The organism is Streptomyces sp. MNU76, from assembly GCF_020982545.1.
In the GTDB taxonomy this organism is placed as follows: Bacteria; Actinomycetota; Actinomycetes; order Streptomycetales; family Streptomycetaceae; genus Streptomyces.
Genome location: NZ_JAJKLK010000022.1, coordinates 13,394 through 31,171, shown reverse-complemented (window position 1 = coordinate 31,171; position 17,778 = coordinate 13,394). Strand labels below are relative to the sequence as shown.

Sequence of the window (17,778 nt, the reverse complement as noted above, 5' to 3'; positions counted from 1 at the left end):
TTCAGAACCGACCGGGCGGGCGCGTCGTCGCGCCCGCCCGGTACAACACCGGATCTCTCGGCTGTCCTGTACTGCTCGCGTCCGGTAGGACGCGCCACGACCCCCTCAGGTCATCAACTGGCGCACTTTTCCTTGTCCGCGGTGTCCTTCTGGACGTCCAGATCCGCCGCCGAGCCGCCGCTGAGCGGCACCCCGGCTCCCTTGAAGTCCTCGCCCAGGGTCAGCACCATCGAGGGCAGGCCCTGGGAGTTGGTCTCGCTGTTGCCCTTGCCGGGCTTCAGCGCGGACGCGGACAGACCCATCAGGTCGGCCAGCTTGCGCGCCTGGTCGGCCTGGTCGGGGTCGTACGCGAGGGTCGTCTTCGTCAACGTCTTGTCGGCGTTGCCGAGTTGGCTGGACTTGGTCACGCCGACATCATTCTGCAGCCAGTTGAGAGTGGCCTGTGCGCTGCCGGCCTTGGCACCGCCGTTGTAGACGCTGACCCGGACCTCGGAGGCGTCGGCGCGCGAGCCCTTGAGCTTCGCGGCCTCCTTCTCCTTGGCCTGCTTCTTCACCTCGGTGAGCGAGACGTCGTTCCTGATGGTCTCGAAGAGCTGCTCGGCCTTGCCCGGGGTGGGCAGCACGGTCGCGCCGTCGGTGTTGTCGATGACCGGCACGGTGGTGAAGGTGATGTTCTTCGTCTTCACCTTGCCGACCTCCTGACCGAGCGAGGCCAGCACCTTGATGTCGGAGATCTTGGAGTCGACCGACAGCGCGCTGGTGGCGGCCTCCGCGAGGTCCAGCACCTTCGTCGGGTCGGTCAGCGTGTCCTTGGACTTCATCTGGCGGATCATCGAGCTGAGGAACTGCTGCTGCAGCTCGATCCGGCTCAGGTCGCTGCCGAGGCCGACGCTGTAGCGGGTGCGCAGGAACGCCAGCGCCTCCTCGCCCTCGATGGTGTGCTTGCCCGCGGTGAGGTCCAGCTTGGACTTGGAGTCCTTGATGTCCTTCTCCAGGCACACCTCGACACCGCCGATGGCCGTGGAGAGCGTCTTCACCGCGTTGAAGTCGGCGACCATGAAGTGGTCCGACTTGATGCCGGTCAGCTCCTCCACGGTGCGCATCGTGCAACTCGGCGTGCGGCCGTACTGGCCGAGGCTCGTGTTGAACCGGACGTTCGGCGTCCCCGCGATGTTCTTCTTGGAGCCGTCCTCCTGCGTGGTCAGGCAGTCGGGGACGTCCACGATCATGTCACGCGGGATGCTCATCGCGGTCGCGTTCGTGCGATCCTTGGAGACGTGCAGCAGGATCGTGGTGTCGGCGTGGCCGACGCTGTCCTTGTCGCCGTAGCTCCCGTTGCCCGCGCCGGTCCGCTTGTCCGTGCCGATCACCAGCAGGTTGATCGCCCGGTCCTTGCTGAAGCCGCCGGTGCTCGCGCCGTCGTCCGAGATCTTCTGGATGTTGTCGTTGAGGTGCTGGTAGTAGAGGTAGGCGGCGCCGGTCACGCCGACCAGTACGAACGCCAGCGTGCCGCCCGTCCACACCAGTATCCGCTTGCCCGTCGACTTCTTGGGCTTCGTCCTGCCCCGGCCGCCCCGGCGGCCCGGCAGCGGGTCCTCCTCGGGCGTGCTCCGCCGACGCCGGGGTCCCGGCAGCGTGTCGGGGATCTCCCGGGTGTCCGTGCCCGCCGACGCGGAGCGCGCGGACGTTTCGCCGCCCGCGGCCCTGGCCCCCGCCGCCGCGGGCGTGGCCCGGCGCGGCCTCGGCACCGCCGACTGCGGTGCGGAAGGGGTCAGTCGCAGTTCGTATTCACCGGTGCTCGGGTTGAGTACCCACTGGTCTGCGGGGTCGATGTCGTCCGCCCGCCCACGGCCTTGCGCGTCCACGGTTGTCTGATTCCTCCGTCGGGGCCACGCGGCGTCTTCCCCCTCAAAAGACGCTCGGGTCTCGCTGCAAGTGGTGCGTGACCGGAAGGCCTGACACACCGGATCGCTCACATTAGCCGCACGATCAGGTGTCCAGCGACGGCGGTGACAAATTGCACGTCCCTACAACCGGGCAATTCGCCCATTTCCTAGAGCATTTGTTCCTTGTGTTGACGTGCGCTTTACACGCTGAACCCCTCCGGAGTCATCCGCAGTCCTTCTCGGCGGCCGTACTGCCGCGGAAAGTCGGTACGGGATCGGGTGTCCCGGAGAGGCTTCCCGAAAGCTCTTCCGTATGCCCTTCCCTTGTCCCCTCGGGGAGTTCGCGGGCCACCGCCACGGGCGCGTCGGCGCGCAGCCGCGCGAAAAGGCTCCGTGCCGCCGGCTCGACGAGCTCGTCACGATTGGCGTCGTACGCATACGACTTCCGGGGAACGGTCAGGAATTGCACCTTTTCCATGGGGATCGTGCGCAGGCCGCGCACCAGGTCGTAGAGTCCGCGCAGACTCGCCAGTCCCGGGTCCGTGGTGAGCGACGAGGTGGCCGCGTCGAGCACCGGATACAGCTTCACGGGATTCAGCAGGACGTCATTGCCGCGTACCTTCGCCGCCAGCGCCGCGAGGAACCGCTGCTGCCGGTCCATCCGTTCCGTGTCGCTGCCGTCACCCAGTGACTTGCGGGCCCGCACATATCCCAGTGCCTGTTCCCCGTCGAGTTTCACCCTGCCCGCGGGCAGCCGTAGGCCGGCCTGTTTGTCGTGAATGGGTTCGGTGAGGCACACCTCCACCCCGTTCACGGCGTCGACCATCTCCTTGAAACCGGTGAAGTCCACCACGATGTGATGGTCGATCCTGATATCGGTCATGCGCTCGACCGTACGAATCGTGCAGGCCGAACCGCCGCTCTGGAACGCGTAGTTGAACATGGTGAACACCGGTTCGGTGTGACTGCCGTCCGGCCGCCGGCAGCTCGGCACGTCCACCATCAGGTCCCGGGGCAGCGACACCGCGGTCGCGCTGCGCCGGTCCGCCGCGAGATGCAGCAGGATCGTCGTGTCGGACCGCTCGGTGCCCGAGTCCCGCCCGTACTCGCCGTTCTCGTCCCCCGACCGCGAGTCCGACCCGATGACGAGGATGTTCTGCGCGCCTCCGACCAGCGCCGTCGGCCGCTCCTTCTCGTACCGCGCCAGCTCGTCCGCCGCCGTACGGTCCGAGGTGATGTTCCCGTCCAGCTTCTGGTACGCCGCCCACCCCACCCCCAGGGCGCCGCGACCACCAGGACGGCACCGCTGCCGACCCACCGCGCCCACCGACGCCGACGGCGACGCCGGGGTCGAGCCCGGTGGGCGAACCGCCCGCACCGGGCCCCAGCCCGCGCGCCTGCCCTCCGACGTCGTCCACTTCCGGCCACCCTCACGGCGTACGAGCGAGTCGTTGCTCCTACGACGATGGCGCGGGCGGGAGCAGGGGCGGCCGGGGCTAGGCCGAATGGGGACGGGGCGGTGCCTTGTGGCTGATGGGCATGGGCAGCCGTGCCCTGAAGGGGCGCGGGGAGCTGCGCGAGCGACCACGACGAACCCGCACCCGCCTGCCGTCCTCACCCCCGCGGCGTCAGCGCGCACAGTCACCGAGAACACGTCACCGCGAGACCGAAGTGACCCGCTCGCTCTCGATCCGCTTGGCGAGCGCGTCCTCGCCCAACCGCTCAAGATGGCGGCACAGCACCACCGACCCCCCGCTGGCGAGCGGCCCGTACAACCCCGCGGTCAGCCCCTCCCACGTGTCGTACCCCAACCCCGACAGCAACCGTGAGCCCGGCCCCGTCAGCCCCAGGCCGGAGGCGTCGGTCCGGGCCCGCTCCACGACCTCCGCCCCGCTGAACTCCCGCCCGGCAACGACCAGCGCCGCGTCCTCGGGATCCACCGGCGCGTACGCCACGAACCGGTCCCCCTGAGACGGCACCTCGACGGCGTAGTCCGCGAAGCCGGCGGGCGCCTGCGGGAACCGCCCCCCGAGCGGCCGCAGCGCGAGAGCGATCCGCTCCCCGGAGCACGCCCGGGCCGCGTCCAGCGTGTCCGGTCCGCTCACCACGACGTCGGCCGTCGCCGGGTCCCCGCCGACCTCGGCGATCACCCCGACCGACGAACACGCGAGCAGCCACACCGCCGTCTGCCAGTGCGCCGGCAGCAGCAGCGCGACCCGGTCGCCCGGCTCGGCGGACAACTCGCCCTGGAGGAGGTTCGCGGTCTTGGCCACCCAATTGGCGAAGGTGGCCACGGACAATTCGACCCGCTCGCCCGTGGCGTCGTCGTAGAAGGTCACCAGCGGGCGCGCGGGATCCGCGGCCAGCGCGGATCGCAGCAGGTCGGCAGGGGTGCGGTCGGTGGTGTTCATCCGCGTAAGGGTACGCGGGGACCGCCGCGCCCGTGGTTCCCGGCGGACCCGAGAGCTAACCGGTTCGGCGGAGCGGAGCCGACGACCCGTCAATCCCGCAATGGACAGATATGTATGACTATGTCCAGGATCGGACGCATGCGTAGATCACGATTCCTCGCGTCCTCGATCGGCGTCACCTGCGCCGCGGCACTTGCCCTCCCGGCGGCCCTCCCGGCGACGGCGTCCGCGGCGATCCCGACGGACTCGTCCTCCGCGGCGGTCCACACCCCGGCGCGATCCTCGACCCCCACCCGTCCGCTCTCGCTCTCCCCCGCGGCGGGCAGCACCCAGTCGCTCCCCTCGTCCCCTCGAGCGGACCGCAGCCTCGGCCCGGCCGCCCCCGAACAGGGCCTCGGCAAGCGGGACGTGCGGTCGTTCTCCCTCGTCGGCGTCGTCTGGGACAACCCGGACGCCGAGCTGGAGGGCCGCGTCCAGGTCCGTACCCGTGCGACGGACACCGCCCGCTGGTCCGGCTGGCAGGACGTCGAGACGCACAACCACGAGCACGCCGCCGACCCGGACACCGCCGAACGCTCCTCGGGCCGGGTGCGCGGCTCCACCGCTCCGCTGTGGGTCGGCGACTCGGACGGCGTCGAGGTGCGCGTGCGCGCCGAGACCCGGGGCCGTACGGCCGCTCCGGGCGTCCAGTTGCTCCCGGACGGCCTACGTCTGGAGCTGGTCGACCCTGGCGTCGGCGCCCCCGTCGGCGCGGCGGGACCGGCCGCCGTGACGGGTGCCGCGCACATCGCGGAACCCCCGCCCGTCGGCACCGTGGACGCCCCCACGCTGGGCGCGCTGACCGTCGAGTCGGCCGCCGCCTCCGCTGTGAACGCTGATCTCGCGCCACTCGGCTCCACCGCGATCCCGGCGCTGTCGCGCAAGGAGACGGTGGAACGGCTGGCGACTTCGGCGTCCGGGGCGAAGCCGTACATCGGGCCGCGTCCCCGCATCGTCACGCGGGCCGGCTGGGGAGCCGACGAGAAGCTGCGCGAGCGCGACTTCCGCTACACCAAGCGGGTTGACGTGGCCTTCGTGCACCACACCGCGTCGGGCAACAACTACAAGTGCACGCAGGCCGCTTCCGTCATCCGCAGTATCTACCGCTACCACGTCGTGAGCAGCGGCTGGCGCGACATCGGCTACAACTTCCTCGTCGACAAGTGCGGAAACATCTACGAGGGACGCGCGGGTGGTGTCGCGAAGGCCGTCATGGGTGCCCACACCCTCGGTTTCAACACGAACAGCATGGGTGTCGCGGTCATCGGCAGTTTCAGCAGCACCAAGCCGCCCGCTGTGACGGTCAAGGCGATCGCGCAACTAACAGCCTGGAAACTGGGTCTTTACGGAGCGAACCCGAAGGGGAAGACATACCTCACCTCGGGTGGCGGCAATCTCTACCCAAAAGGCAAGAAGGTACGACTGAACGTGATCTCCGGCCACCGTGACGGGTTCGCGACCGAGTGCCCGGGGGGGCGCCTTTACGGAAAGCTCGGTACGGCCCGCTCGGAGGCGGCCCGCTTGCAGGGCCGGTGACCGGCCGGAGGTCACGCGGACACGAGACACAGCACAGGTCGAGGGTGCGCTCGTCGCGCCCTCGACGCACACCACCGTTGACGTGCCTCATGGCACGTCAACAGCCATACGCACGGCCGCGAAGGCGCCATGGAACGGTCTGCATACACTGGCCGGTCGAATGACAGTTCGGCCGGTCCCGGCAGGAAGCAGAGACGACAGGTGACAGAAGCGATCCTCCTGGTCGGCGGCAGAGGTACCAGGCTGCGTCCGCTCACGGTGCACACTCCCAAGCCCATGGTCCCGGCGGCCGGAGTCCCCTTCCTCACCCACCAGTTGGCGAGAGCCAGAGCGGCGGGCGTGGACCACATAGTCCTCGCCACCTCCTACCTCGCCGAGGTCTTCGAACCCCACTTCGGCGACGGCTCGGCCCTCGGCCTCCACCTCGAGTACGTCACGGAGGAGGAGCCGCTGGGCACGGGCGGCGCGATCCGCAACGCCGCCTCGCACCTCCACTCCGGCCCCGAGGACCCCGTCCTCGTCTTCAACGGCGACATCCTCACCGGCCTGGACATCCGCCGCCTGGTCGCCACCCACGGGTCCACCGGCGCGGATGTCTCCCTGCACCTCACCCAGGTGACCGACCCCCGCGCCTACGGCCTCGTCCCCACCGACGAGACCGGCCGGGTCCTGGCCTTCCTGGAGAAGCCCCAGACCCCCGAGGAGATCGTCACCGACCAGATCAACGCGGGGGCGTACGTCTTCCGCCGCTCGGTCATCGACACGATCCCTGCGGGCCGCCCGGTCTCGGTGGAACGCGAGACGTTCCCGGACCTCCTCGCCGCGGGCGCCCACCTCCAGGGCATGGTCGACTCCACGTACTGGCTGGACCTCGGCACCCCCGCGGCCTTCGTCCGGGGCTCCGCCGACCTGGTCCTCGGCCGCGCCCCGTCCCCCGCGGTCCCGGGCCGCTGCGGCGACCGGCTGATCCTGCCCACCGCCCGGGTCGCGGGCGACGCCAAGCTGACCGGCGGCACGGTGGTGGGCGAGGGCGCGTTCGTCGGCGAGGGCGCCCGGGTCTCCGGCAGCACGGTCCTGGCGGGCGCGGTCGTCGAACCCGGCGCCGTCATCACCGACTCCCTGATCGGCGCCCGCGCCCGCATCGGCGAACGCTCCGTCCTCACGGGCACGGTCGTCGGCGACGGCGCGATCATCGGCGCCGACAACGAACTCCGCACGGGCGTCCGAGTCTGGTGCGACGCCCAAATCCCCACGGGAGCGCTCCGCTTCTCGTCGGACCAGTAACTGCCGGGTGCGTTCGTCGTCTGCGGCTGAGTGGGGGGTTGGTCGCGCAGTTCCCCGCGCCCCTTTCGGGCTTCCGGCCCTCAGGCCGAAACGCACGGGGCGCAGCCCCTGCTTTTCAGGGGCGCGGGGAACTGCGCGACCAGCCCCCACCGGACGGACGTCTGGGGGTCGAAGGGGCGCAGCCCCTGAGGAGGGACGGGTAGGGGCGGCGGGGGCGCTACAACTTCCCGATGTCCCACCGAGGCATCTGCGGCACCCTCCGCCCCGGCACCCGCCCCGACAACAGAATCAACCGAGCCGCCCGATGCCGCTGCCCCGCATACGGCTCCAACAACGACAACATCACCGAGTCGTCCGCATCCCGATCCCCGCCAACGCGAACCCCACGATCCCCGGCAGATGCAGATCCCCCGTGGTCACCTCGTCCGCCGCCCCGTGACTGCGCTGCACGGTCTCCGCCGAGGTCCACGGCCCGATCCCCGGCACCACCTCCAACCGCGCCCGCGCCTCCACCGGCGACATCCCCACGGCCTCCTCCAGCCGGCCCGCCACCCGCACCGCCCGCAGGATCGTCGACGCCCGCTTGTCGTCGACGCCGGCCCGATGCCACTCCCAGGACGGGATCAGCGCCCACTCCCGGGCCCCCGGCATCACACACATCCGCCCCGGCGCGGGCCCCGGTGCCGGCTCGCCGAACTGCCGTACGAGCAGCCGCCAGGCCCGATACGCCTCGTCCGTCGTGACCTTCTGCTCCAGAACCGACGGAATCAACGACTCCAGCACCAGCCCGGTCCGCGTCAGCCGCAACCCGGGCCGTCGCCGCCACGCCATCGCCACGATCCGGTGCCGGGGCGCGAAGGCCCCGGGCTGGTCCGACGCGCCGAGCATCGTGGGCACCTGGTCGAGCAGCCACTCGGCCCCAGGCCCCCAGGCCTCCGCCTCGACGACCCCGCCCGCAGCGCGACCCGCAGCGTCCCGGCGCCGACCGGCGTACGACTGGTTCGCCACACGGACCCGTCCGGCATGGCGCGGAAGGTCGGATCCCCGGGCCCCGACGCAGCGGCCCCAGCACGAGCCCCAGATCGAGCGCCCCCTCGGGCACCCAGGTCCGCCGCCGCCCTGTCACGGCCCCCTGCCGGGGCACCCCACCGGGCACGACGACATGCCCACCCCGCACGGTCGTACGAGTGGGCCGCTGAGGAAAACGTCCGGCCACGAAGAGGTCCTAGGTAGTGAAGGGCGCCCTATGAGCGTAGGGGTGTTTCAGGGGCGGGAGGAACCGCGCAGCGGTGAAGCCCAAGGGGCACGGGGAACTGCGCGAGAAGCCCCACGCACCCGCACCCGCACCCGAGCCACCGCGAACCATGGGCGCCCGGCCCCACCTCTCACCGAACCGTGATGAACGCGCCCGCATCCCGCTCCCCGAGCCGGAGGCGCCCCGCCGCGTGCCCCACGGCCACCGCCCCCATCGGATCCCACTCCGCCGGCAGCCCCAGCACCTCCCGTACGACATCCCGGCAGAACATCGTCGACGACACCCACGCGGACCCCAGCCGCTCCCCGGCCAGCGCGACCAGGAAGTTCTGCACGCCGGCCCCGGTGGCGACGACGAACATCTCCCGCTCGGCCGCGTCCCGCCGCGCGTCCCCGTAGACGTGCGAGCCGTCCATCACCAGACACGGCACCACCAGATACGGCGCGCTGCGCAGCACGTCCCCGCGCCGCACCCGCTTCGCGATGGACTCCTCGCTCTTGCCGTCCCGTCGCAGATCCGCGATCCACGCGTCCCGCATGGCGTCGAGCAGTCGCACCCGCGACTCCTCGGACTCCAGCAGCACGAACCGCCACGGCGTCGTGTGGTGCGGCGCCGGCGCGGTCACGGCCGCGGCCACGGCCCGCCGCACCGCGCCGGGGTCGACCGGCTCGTTGGTGAACGCCCGGACCGTACGCCGCTGGGTCACCGCCAGCCGTACGGCCTCGGAGGTGCCGAGCCGGAACATGTCGTCCGCCGCGCCCCGGACCAGGGCCCGGGTCCCCTCGCCGGCGTCCTCGGCCACCACCTGCGCGAGCCCTCGGACAACAGCGACGGGCAACCCGGCGGCCTTGCCCTTCACCAGGTCACCCGCGCCGGCCAGCTCGTCGGCGGTGGCGACGACGGTCGCGCTGAGCGGATTGCCGTGCGCGTCGGTGCCGCCGCGCAGGTCGTCGAGGACCCGCACCCCGGCCGCGCCGATGGCGACGTCCGTCAGCCCGCTGCGCCAGGGTCGTCCGAACGTGTCGGTGACCAGGACCCCGACCTCGACGCCGAGCGCGTCCCGGATGCCGTCCCGGATCGCCCGCGCGGAGGCGTCGGGGTCCTCGGGCAGCAACAGCACGGTCCCGGAAGGGGTGTTGGAGGCGTCCACCCCGGCGGCGGCCATGACCAGCCCCTGCCGGTTCTCCACGATCCGCAGCGGCCCGCGGCGGGCCACCACCCGCACGGTCTCGGCGTCGATCGCGGCCTCCCGGTCGGCCGCCTCGACCACCCGCCCCTCCGCCTTGGACACGATCTTGGAGGTGACGAGCACCACGTCCCCGTCGGCCAGCCGAGGTTCGGCGGCGGCGATCAGCTTGGCCAGATCGTCCCCCTGCTGGACCTCGGGGATCCCGGTCGGTGCCCAGACCCGGTAGGCGGGACCGGGCAGACCGTCCGAGGCCGCCCGACCCTCTCCGCCCGCATCCCCGAGCCCGCCGCGCAGCCCGTCGTTCAGCCCGTCGTTCACGCTCCGCGCACCTCCTCCGCCAGCGCCAGCGCCTCACGCGCCATCTGCGTCGTCGCGTCCACATCGGTCATCATCAGCGGCACGGCCCGGCACCGGATCCCGGCCGTCTCGACCCGCTCGACGACGCCCGCGTCCACCGTGTCGACGAGCCAGCCGTCCAGCAGCCCGGAGCCGTAGTGCTCGGCGACGGCGGCGGCCGTGGACTCGACGCCGACGGCGGCGAGGACCTTGTCGGCCATACCGCGCACGGGCGCGTCGCCGACGATGGGGGAGAGGCCGACGACGGGGACCCCTGCCTCGGCGATCGCCTCCCGGATGCCGGGCACGGCGAGGATGGTGCCGACGGAGACGACGGGGTTCGACGGCGGGAAGAGGATCACGTCCGCCTCGGCGATCGCCTCCAGGACCCCGGGCGCCGGCTTCGCCTGCTCGGCGCCGACGGGCACGATCGCCTCGGCCGGCACGGAGGCCCGCAGCCGTACCCAGTACTCCTGGAAGTGGATCGCCCTGCGCTCGCCGTCCTGCTCGACGGCGACATGGGTCTCGACGCGGTCGTCGGTCATCGGGATGAGCCGCACGCCCGGTTTCCACCGGTCGCACAGCGCCTCGGTGACGGCGCTCAGCGGATATCCGGCGCCGATCATCTGGGTCCGCACGATGTGCGTGGCGAAGTCCCGGTCGCCGAGCCCGAACCACTCGGGACCGACGCCGTACGCCGCGAGCTCCTCCTTGAGGTGGAAGGTCTCGTCGGCCCGGCCCCAGCCCTGTTCCTCGTCGATGCCGTCGCCGAGGGTGTACATCACCGTGTCGAGGTCCGGGCAGACCTTCAGCCCGAAGAGGTGGATGTCGTCCCCGGTGTTGCCGATGACCGTGATGTCCGCGTCCGGCACGGCCCGCTTCAGACCGCGCAGGAACCGGGCACCACCGATGCCGCCTGCCAGAACCACAATGCGCATGGCACTCAGTCTCGCAGGCGGGTACGACAACGGGTCCCCCGGCCGCGATCACGGCCGGTTCCGCGCCGTCCCGGTGAGAGACGGGCCCCGCGGGCTCGGCGGGGCCCGGGTGACCGCTCAGGCCGTGACGGTCGCCGTCCGCGCCGAGCAGGCCTTCGGGTGCATCGGCATGTCCGTCAGGCCGGGGTAGTAGACGTGCAGGCTGACGGCCGGTTCCAGCGTGTCGTTGACGACCTCGTGCGCGTAGCCCGGCGCGAACACCCTCCCCCACTCTCGGCTTCGCTCGAGCGGGGGGACCCCCACCGCGCCCGCGCCGAGCACGCGCGTGCCCCGGTCGGTGCGCTCGGTCAGCGAGCCGTCGAGCACGGTCAGTACGCCGGAGGAGCCCCCGTGGTCATGCAGCCCGGTGCCCTGTCCCGGAACCCAGGACAGCAGCCACACCTCGTACCCGGGGCCGGTCTGCAGCCGGTGGTACCAGCGGGTGGTCGCGTCGTACTCGACGAGGTGCTCCCACCGGGAGCGGTCGTCGGCGAGGGAACGGGCCAGGCCGACGAACTCGGCCACGGTGACGGGGTGTTGGCGCGGCGCCTGGAGGAGGTGCGGTACTTCGAGGAGGTCGCCGGCGATCTGGAGGTCGCTGTCGCTGTTCATGAAGAGAGGTGGTCCTCGACGATGAGTGCGTGCGGGAGGGCTGGGTTTCGCGTGCGGGAACAGCAGCCGAGCCGGGACGGGCTCAGTGGCAGCCGGAGCGGGGAAGGCTCAACAGCTGGGACAGCAACAGCTACAGCGGCAGCGGGCAGCACCGTGGGACCCGGCGGTCCGGGTAGCGGTGAGTGCCAAGTGCGCGAGCATGCCCACAAGCACAGCGGTTCACACCTCCGCTGTCAACTTCGCGTCCGGTATGTGGATGACCGTTCACCTCTTTCGGTACATCCGCGCGGCGAAAGGTTTGTGCTGGGGGAGTCGGGGACACATGGCGCACAACCCGGAACGAGCGAGTCGGATCGGGCCGGAACGAGATCGAACTCCTGGGCGTCTTTCCCCGTAAGGAAGGGTGATCCGGCGAGAACTCCCCACTGCGGCCGCGCTGCTGTCAGGGTTTATGCCGATTTGAACACTTTCCGCATAGCCTTGGTTCCGCAGAGTGAATAAGGGGCTCAATAGCAGATCTCGGCTTGACTCGCCCGTAGCAGCACACTTGTAATTTCACTCGTGTCGTTCAGCCGAAATCGGTAACGGCCGCACGACGGGGACGCGAAAGACGGACGAGGGGCGCACATGACCGAGCTCGTGCAGCAACTGCTGGTCGACGACGCGGACGAGGAACTCGGCTGGCAGGAGCGCGCGCTGTGCGCCCAGACCGATCCCGAGTCCTTCTTCCCCGAGAAGGGCGGCTCGACCCGCGAGGCCAAGAAGGTCTGCCTCGCCTGTGAGGTCCGCTCCGAATGCCTCGAATACGCGCTCGCGAACGACGAGCGGTTCGGCATCTGGGGCGGCCTGTCGGAGCGCGAGCGCCGCCGTCTCAAGAAGGCGGCCGTCTGACCCGTCCCGGAACCCGACCCGTCCCGGGAACTGTCGAACAGAAACAACCGAACATGTCCGGCCCGTCGCGCGTGGGTTGTCCACAGGCGGCGGGCCGCCGTGCTGCTCAGCCGTTAGTGTGGGCCCTCGTCCGAGACGTCCCGCTGTCCTCGCCGGACACAGACGTCCACCACAGTCCACCGAACCGGGGCCCGTACCTCGATGTCCGTGCACAGCCACACCGCAGCCCACCACGACGCTGCCACGCCCGAATTCCCACGTCATGTGGTGACCGCGGTCCTCGTCGCGCACGACGGCGCGCGCTGGCTGCCCGACGCGCTCGCCGGGCTGCTCGGCCAGGAGCGTCCCGTCCAGAGCGCCATGGCGGCCGACACCGGCAGCGCGGACGACTCCGCCCAGCTCCTCTCCGACGCCCTCGGCGCGGACCGCGTCCTGCACCTCGCCCGGCGCACCGGCTTCGGTCAGGCCGTCGAGGAGGCCAACCGGACCGCGGGCGTCCTCACCGAGGACGACCTCGCCTACCTCCGCCGCCCCAGCGGCTGGGACCCGGTCACCCGCAGCTGGCGCGACGACGCGTACGACATGCCCGAGCTCCCCCACGGGGAGCCGGTCCAGTGGCTGTGGCTGCTGCACGACGACTGCGCCCCCGAGCCCGACGCCCTCGCCCAGCTGCTGCGGGCCGTGGAGAACGAGCGCGAGCTGGGCCGTGACGACGTCGCCGTCGTCGGCCCCAAGCTGCGCGGCTGGTACGACCGCCGTCAGCTCCTGGAGGTCGGCGTCACCATCGCCCCCTCCGGCCGCCGCTGGACCGGCCTGGACCGCCGCGAGCAGGACCAGGGCCAGCACGACCACGTCAGGCCCAGCCTCGCCGTGTCCACCGCCGGCATGCTGATCCGCCGCGACGTCTTCGACGAGCTGGGCGGCTTTGACCGCCGACTGCCCCTCATGCGGGACGACGTCGACCTGTGCTGGCGCGCCACCGCCGCCGGACACCGTGTCCTGGTCGCCCCCGAGGCCGTCGTCCGGCACGCCGAGGCCTCCTCGCGCGAGCGCCGCACCGTCGACTGCGTGGGCCGCAGTGCCGCCTCCCCGCACATGGTCGACAAGGCAGGCGCGGTCTACACGCTCCTCGTCAACTCCCGTACGGCACAGCTCCCCTGGGTGCTGCTGCGCATCGTTCTCGGCACCCTGCTCAGGGTCGTCGCGTATCTCGTCGGCAAGGTCCCCGGACAGGCCGTCGACGAGGTCCGGGGCCTGCTGAGCGTGCTGCTGCGGCCCGAGCGGATCATCGCCGGGCGGCGCAGACGAGGCCGTCCGCAGCTGGACAAGGGCGAGCTGCGGCCGCTGTTCCCACCGCCCGGAGCGACCGTCCGGGCCACCGTCGAACAGGCCGCCGGTGATCTGTTCGGCCGTTCCGACACCGAAACCTCCCGGGCCGGACGGCACGGCGGCGCGATCGAGTCCGGCCCCGGCGACGACGACGCCGAGTTCCTCCAGGTCGAGCAGTTCGCCCGGCTCAAGCGCGTCGCACGCGCCCCCGGCCCCGTCCTCTTCGGCCTCCTGCTCCTCGCCTCGCTCGTCGCCTGCCGTGGACTGCTCGGCGGCGGCGCGCTGGCCGGCGGCGCCCTGCTGCCCGCGCCCGCGGACTCCGCCGAGCTCTGGTCGCGCTACCTCGACGCCTGGCACCCGGTCGGCGCGGGCGACGCCGAGGCCGCTCCGCCGTATCTGGCCGTCGTGGCCCTGCTCGCCTCGCTGCTGTTCGGCTCCACCGGGCTCGCGGTCACCGTCCTCCTCGTGGCCTCCGTGCCGCTGGCCGGCTTCACCGCGTACTTCGCCTCCCGCCGCCTGGTCGAGTCCCGGCTGCTGCGCGCCTGGGCAGCGATCGTCTACGCCTTCCTGCCGGCCGTCACCGGCGCGCTCGCGACCGGCCGTCTGGGCACCGCCGTCCTCGCGATCCTGCTCCCCCTCATCGCCCGCGCGGGCGCCGCGGCCGCCGGGCTCACGAACAGCACGGGGGCGCGCGGCAGTTGGCGCGCCACCTGGGCGTACGCGCTGCTGCTGACGATCACCACCGCGTTCACCCCCCTCGTGTGGCCCATCGCGCTGCTCCTCGGCCTCGGGCTCCTGGCCGTGCGCCGCCGCGAGATCACCGCCTACGGCCTGCGCTTCCTCGCCCAGCTGGGCACACCGCTGCTGCTCCTCGCCCCCTGGTCGCTGACGCTGCTGCCGTTCGGGTTCTTCGAGGAGGCCGGCCTGGAGTACGGATCCGGCACGGCCTCGGCGACCGATCTACTCGGCATCAGCCCCGGCGGGCCCGGCACGGTCGGCGGGCTCACGCTCATCGGCGTCGTCCTGGCCGCCCTGGCCGCCCTGCTGCGCGCGGAACGGCAGCCGGCCATCCGGACCGCCTGGACGGCCGCCCTGGTGGCCCTCGTCCTCGCGGTCCTCTCCAACGGCTCCACCTGGGCCGGCCCCGCGACCCTCGTCTACGGCATCGCCCTCCTCACCGCCGCCACCCTGGGCGCCGACGGAGCCCGCCACCGCGTGGCCGAGCAGAGCTTCGGCTGGCGTCAGCCGGTCGCCGTGCTCATCGCGCTGGCCGCCGCCCTCGGCCCGCTGCTGGCCGCCGCCGGCTGGGTACTCGGCGGCGCCGACGGCCCTCTGGAGCGCCGTGACCCCGTCCAGGTGCCCGCGTTCGTCGCCGAGGAGAGCGGTACCCGCGACCAGGCCCGCACCCTGGTCCTCGAGAGCGACTCCACCGCCGAGGTCGGCTACACCCTGGTCCGCGGTTCCGGCGTCCGCCTCGGCGACGCCGAACTCACCGCCGGCGCCGGGGAGAACGAGCAGCTCGACAAGGTCGTCGCCAACCTCGTGGCGGGCTCCGGCGCGGACCAGACCGACGAACTCGGCGGCTTCGCCGTGCGCTACGTCCTGGTCCGGCCCGGCGCGCCCCGCGAGGTCAGCCGCGTCCTGGACGCCACACCCGGCCTGAGCAGGCTCAGCCAGCAGGACGGCAGCGCCCTGTGGCGGGTGGACCGCCAGGTCGCGCGCGTCACGATCGAGGCCTCCTCCGGCGCCCCCCGGGCCGTCGCCGCAGGCCCCGTCGAGGTGCACACCACCATTCCGGCCGGCGGCTCGGGCCGGGTCCTGCGTCTCGCCGACACCGCCGACGAGTCCTGGACGGCCACCCTCGACGGCAAGCCCCTCACCCCGACCACGGTCGACGGCTGGGCCCAGGGCTTCCAACTGCCCGTCGACGGCGGCAGGCTGGACGTCACCTTCGACGCCCCGGTGACCCACACCGGCTGGCTGTGGACCCAGGGCTCGCTCGCCGTCGTCCTCGTGGTCCTCGCCCTGCCGGGCCGCCGCCGGGACGTCGACGACGACCTCCCCGACGAGCCCGTCGCCGTGCCCGCCCAGGACCTCACCGGTGACGGCCGTCGCGCCCGCCGGCTGCGCGCCCAGGCGGAGGCGGAGGCCGAACAGCCCACCGAAGCGGGCCTCCCGTCCCCCGCGGAGGACGTCCCGGCCGGGGCCCCCGTCCCGCAGCAGCAGCCGTACGGGGAGTGGGCGACCGCGGACCAGACAGGCGCCGATTACGGCCACTACGACCAGGCCTACCAGGGCGGCCAGCAGTACCCGGCGGGCGCCTACGACCAGCAGCACTACCAGGCCGACCCCTACCAGGGCGCCCAGTACGACCCGTACGCCACCTACGGCAACCACACGGCCTCGTACGACCAGACGTACGCCCAGGGCTACGACGCGACGTACGACCCGTCGCACCGCACCGGCGCCGACACCGAGCGCCCCGACGGGAGCCAGCAGTGAACCGCCAGACCCTGTCCCTGATCGCCGGCGCGACCGCCCTCGCCGCTGTCACCGGCTTCGCCACGCTCTCCGCGCCCGACGCCTCCGGCGGCGACACCACGGCGAAGGCGGCCGCCCGACTTCCCGTGCAGCGCACGAGTCTGCTCTGCCCCCGGCCCAGCACCTCCGACGTCGCGGAGACGGCGTACACCGCCTTCACCCCCGTCACTGAGGGCACCGGCGAAGAGGGCGGCGCGGAACTCGTCGCGGCGGGCGGGGGATCGACAGCCCCCGACAAGGGCGGCGACAGCGGCAAGGGCAAGGCAGCCAAGCCGGTCATCGAGGTCAAAGAGCCCGGCAAGCCCGTCGCCGACAGCACCGACGGCGGCGACTCGCCCGCGCTGATCGGCACCGCCGAGGGGAAGTTCGCGCCCGGCTGGACGGTCCAGGAGACCACCGAGGTCGCCGCCGGTACCGGCCGCGGTCTGCTCGCCGTCAACTGTGCCGCCCCCGACACGGAGTTCTGGTTCCCGGGAGCGAGCACGGCCGCGGGCCGCACCGACTACGTCCACCTCGTCAATCCGGACGACTCGGCGGCCGTCGTCGACATCGAGCTCTTCGGCAAGGACGGTGCCCTGAAGTCCACGGTCGGCGACGGCATCACGGTGCAGCCCAGCTCCGACGAGCCGGTCCTGCTGTCGACGCTCGCCACGGCGAAGGAGGCCGACCTCACGGTCCACGTCAACGTCCGCAGCGGCCGGGTCGCCGCCGCGGTCCAGGCTCTCGACGACAAGCAGGGCGGCGACTGGCTGTCCGCCGCGGCCGACCCGGCCGGCAGCCTCGTCTTCCCCGGCATCCCGAAGGACGCCGCCTCCGTGACCCTGGTCGCCTTCACCCCCGGCGAGACCGACGCCGACCTGAAGCTCCGCCTCACCTCGCCCAACGGCCCGATCACCCCGGCCGGCAACGAGACGCTGCACGTCAAGGGCGGCATGACCGCCACCGCCGACCTGGGTGACATCACACGCGGCGAGCCCGGGTCCCTCGTCCTCACCCCCACCGGCGACTCGGTCCCGGTGGTGGCCGCGCTCCGGGTCGTCCGGGGCAAGGGCGCGAGCCAGGAGACGGCGTTCATCCCGGCGACCCGCCCGGTCGGCGCGCGCGCCACGGTCACGGACAACCGCGCCAAGGGCACGACCCTGGCCCTCACCGCGCCCACCGCCGCGGCCAAGGTCAAGATCACCGCGTCCGCGGGCAGCGGGGGTGGTGAGGCCGCGACGAAGACCTTCACGATCAAGGCCGGCACCACCCAGAACGTGGAGATGCCCGCCCCGAACGGCCTCAAGGGCGCCTACGCACTCACCGTGGAGTCGACGTCAGGCGGCCCCGTCTACGCCTCCCGCACCCTGGAATCCAAGTTCGACAACATCCCCGCCTTCACCATCCAAACCCTCCCGAACGACCGGGGAACGGTAGCGGTCCCGAAGGCCCACCAGGACCTGTCGATCATGCAGCGCTAAAAAGCGGGGCCTGCGCCCCGTGCATTTCGCCC

10 protein-coding genes and 2 pseudogenes are annotated in these 17,778 nt (G+C 72.1%); 5 read left to right on the top strand and 7 right to left on the bottom strand.

Translation table 11 applies throughout. The annotated features are described in order from the left end of the window. Positions 1 to 113: 113 nt before the first annotated feature. The 3 genes and pseudogenes from E4N62_RS35185 to E4N62_RS35175 all read right to left on the bottom strand — a co-directional run bounded on the left by E4N62_RS35185 (position 114) and on the right by E4N62_RS35175 (position 4,297). A complete protein-coding gene (locus tag E4N62_RS35185; RefSeq protein ID WP_230221021.1) occupies positions 114 to 1,865 on the bottom strand; it encodes an LCP family protein in 1,752 nt (583 codons plus the stop codon). A 244-nt stretch (positions 1,866 to 2,109) separates the two neighbouring features. Then, positions 2,110 to 3,304, bottom strand: a pseudogene (locus tag E4N62_RS35180) (LCP family protein). A 237-nt stretch (positions 3,305 to 3,541) separates the two neighbouring features. After that, positions 3,542 to 4,297 (bottom strand): TIGR03089 family protein, encoded by a 756-nt coding sequence (locus E4N62_RS35175; protein WP_230221019.1) that lies wholly within the window; start codon positions 4,295 to 4,297, stop codon positions 3,542 to 3,544. Positions 4,298 to 4,417: 120 nt separating this feature from the next. Here E4N62_RS35175 and E4N62_RS35170 point away from each other — a divergent pair, with 120 nt between their 5' ends. Further along, positions 4,418 to 5,872 carry a peptidoglycan recognition protein gene (locus E4N62_RS35170; protein ID WP_230221679.1) on the top strand — a complete coding sequence of 485 codons (1,455 nt, stop codon included), beginning with the start codon at positions 4,418 to 4,420 and terminating at the stop codon, positions 5,870 to 5,872. Positions 5,873 to 6,073: 201 nt separating this feature from the next. Then, a complete protein-coding gene (locus E4N62_RS35165; RefSeq protein WP_184893301.1) occupies positions 6,074 to 7,156 on the top strand; it encodes an NDP-sugar synthase in 1,083 nt (360 codons plus the stop codon). 217 nt (positions 7,157 to 7,373) lie between these two features. Here the strand turns inward: E4N62_RS35165 and E4N62_RS35160 are convergent. The 4 genes and pseudogenes from E4N62_RS35160 to E4N62_RS35145 all read right to left on the bottom strand — a co-directional run bounded on the left by E4N62_RS35160 (position 7,374) and on the right by E4N62_RS35145 (position 11,525). Further along, a pseudogene (locus E4N62_RS35160) lies at positions 7,374 to 8,372 on the bottom strand (DNA-3-methyladenine glycosylase). A gap of 169 nt (positions 8,373 to 8,541) precedes the next feature. Beyond that, on the bottom strand, positions 8,542 to 9,840 hold the full coding sequence (locus E4N62_RS35155; protein ID WP_230221677.1) for a coenzyme F420-0:L-glutamate ligase: 1,299 nt from the start codon (positions 9,838 to 9,840) through the stop codon (positions 8,542 to 8,544). Between the two features lie 74 nt (positions 9,841 to 9,914). Next, positions 9,915 to 10,874: a 2-phospho-L-lactate transferase gene (cofD, locus tag E4N62_RS35150; protein ID WP_230221016.1), complete on the bottom strand. Its 960-nt coding sequence runs from the start codon at positions 10,872 to 10,874 to the stop codon at positions 9,915 to 9,917. Positions 10,875 to 10,991: 117 nt separating this feature from the next. Beyond that, the gene (locus E4N62_RS35145) at positions 10,992 to 11,525 is read right to left on the bottom strand and encodes a cysteine dioxygenase family protein (RefSeq protein ID WP_230221014.1); all 534 of its coding nucleotides are present in this window, start codon (positions 11,523 to 11,525) and stop codon (positions 10,992 to 10,994) included. 627 nt (positions 11,526 to 12,152) lie between these two features. Between E4N62_RS35145 and E4N62_RS35140 the strand changes: the two genes are divergently transcribed. From E4N62_RS35140 to E4N62_RS35130, 3 genes are all read left to right on the top strand, one after another. Beyond that, positions 12,153 to 12,416, top strand: coding sequence for a WhiB family transcriptional regulator (locus E4N62_RS35140; protein WP_003975777.1), 264 nt, complete (start codon positions 12,153 to 12,155; stop codon positions 12,414 to 12,416). 201 nt (positions 12,417 to 12,617) lie between these two features. Further along, positions 12,618 to 16,247, top strand: a complete 3,630-nt coding sequence (locus E4N62_RS35135) for a glycosyltransferase family 2 protein (protein ID WP_230221012.1) — start codon at positions 12,618 to 12,620, stop codon at positions 16,245 to 16,247. After that, a complete protein-coding gene (locus E4N62_RS35130) occupies positions 16,244 to 17,746 on the top strand; it encodes a DUF5719 family protein (protein ID WP_230221009.1) in 1,503 nt (500 codons plus the stop codon). Before E4N62_RS35135 ends, E4N62_RS35130 begins: the two co-directional genes overlap by 4 nt. Positions 17,747 to 17,778 lie beyond the last annotated feature (32 nt).

What these genes read in the sequence shown, in the direction of transcription:
- E4N62_RS35175 (WP_230221019.1), bottom strand. Translation starts at nt 4,297, where the DNA reads ATGAACACCACCGACCGCACCCCTGCCGACCTGCTGCGATCCGCGCTG.
- E4N62_RS35170 (WP_230221679.1), top strand. Translation starts at nt 4,418, where the DNA reads ATGTCCAGGATCGGACGCATGCGTAGATCACGATTCCTCGCGTCCTCG.
- cofD (WP_230221016.1), bottom strand. Translation starts at nt 10,874, where the DNA reads ATGCGCATTGTGGTTCTGGCAGGCGGCATCGGTGGTGCCCGGTTCCTG.
- E4N62_RS35145 (WP_230221014.1), bottom strand. Translation starts at nt 11,525, where the DNA reads ATGAACAGCGACAGCGACCTCCAGATCGCCGGCGACCTCCTCGAAGTA.
- E4N62_RS35140 (WP_003975777.1), top strand. Translation starts at nt 12,153, where the DNA reads ATGACCGAGCTCGTGCAGCAACTGCTGGTCGACGACGCGGACGAGGAA.
- E4N62_RS35135 (WP_230221012.1), top strand. Translation starts at nt 12,618, where the DNA reads ATGTCCGTGCACAGCCACACCGCAGCCCACCACGACGCTGCCACGCCC.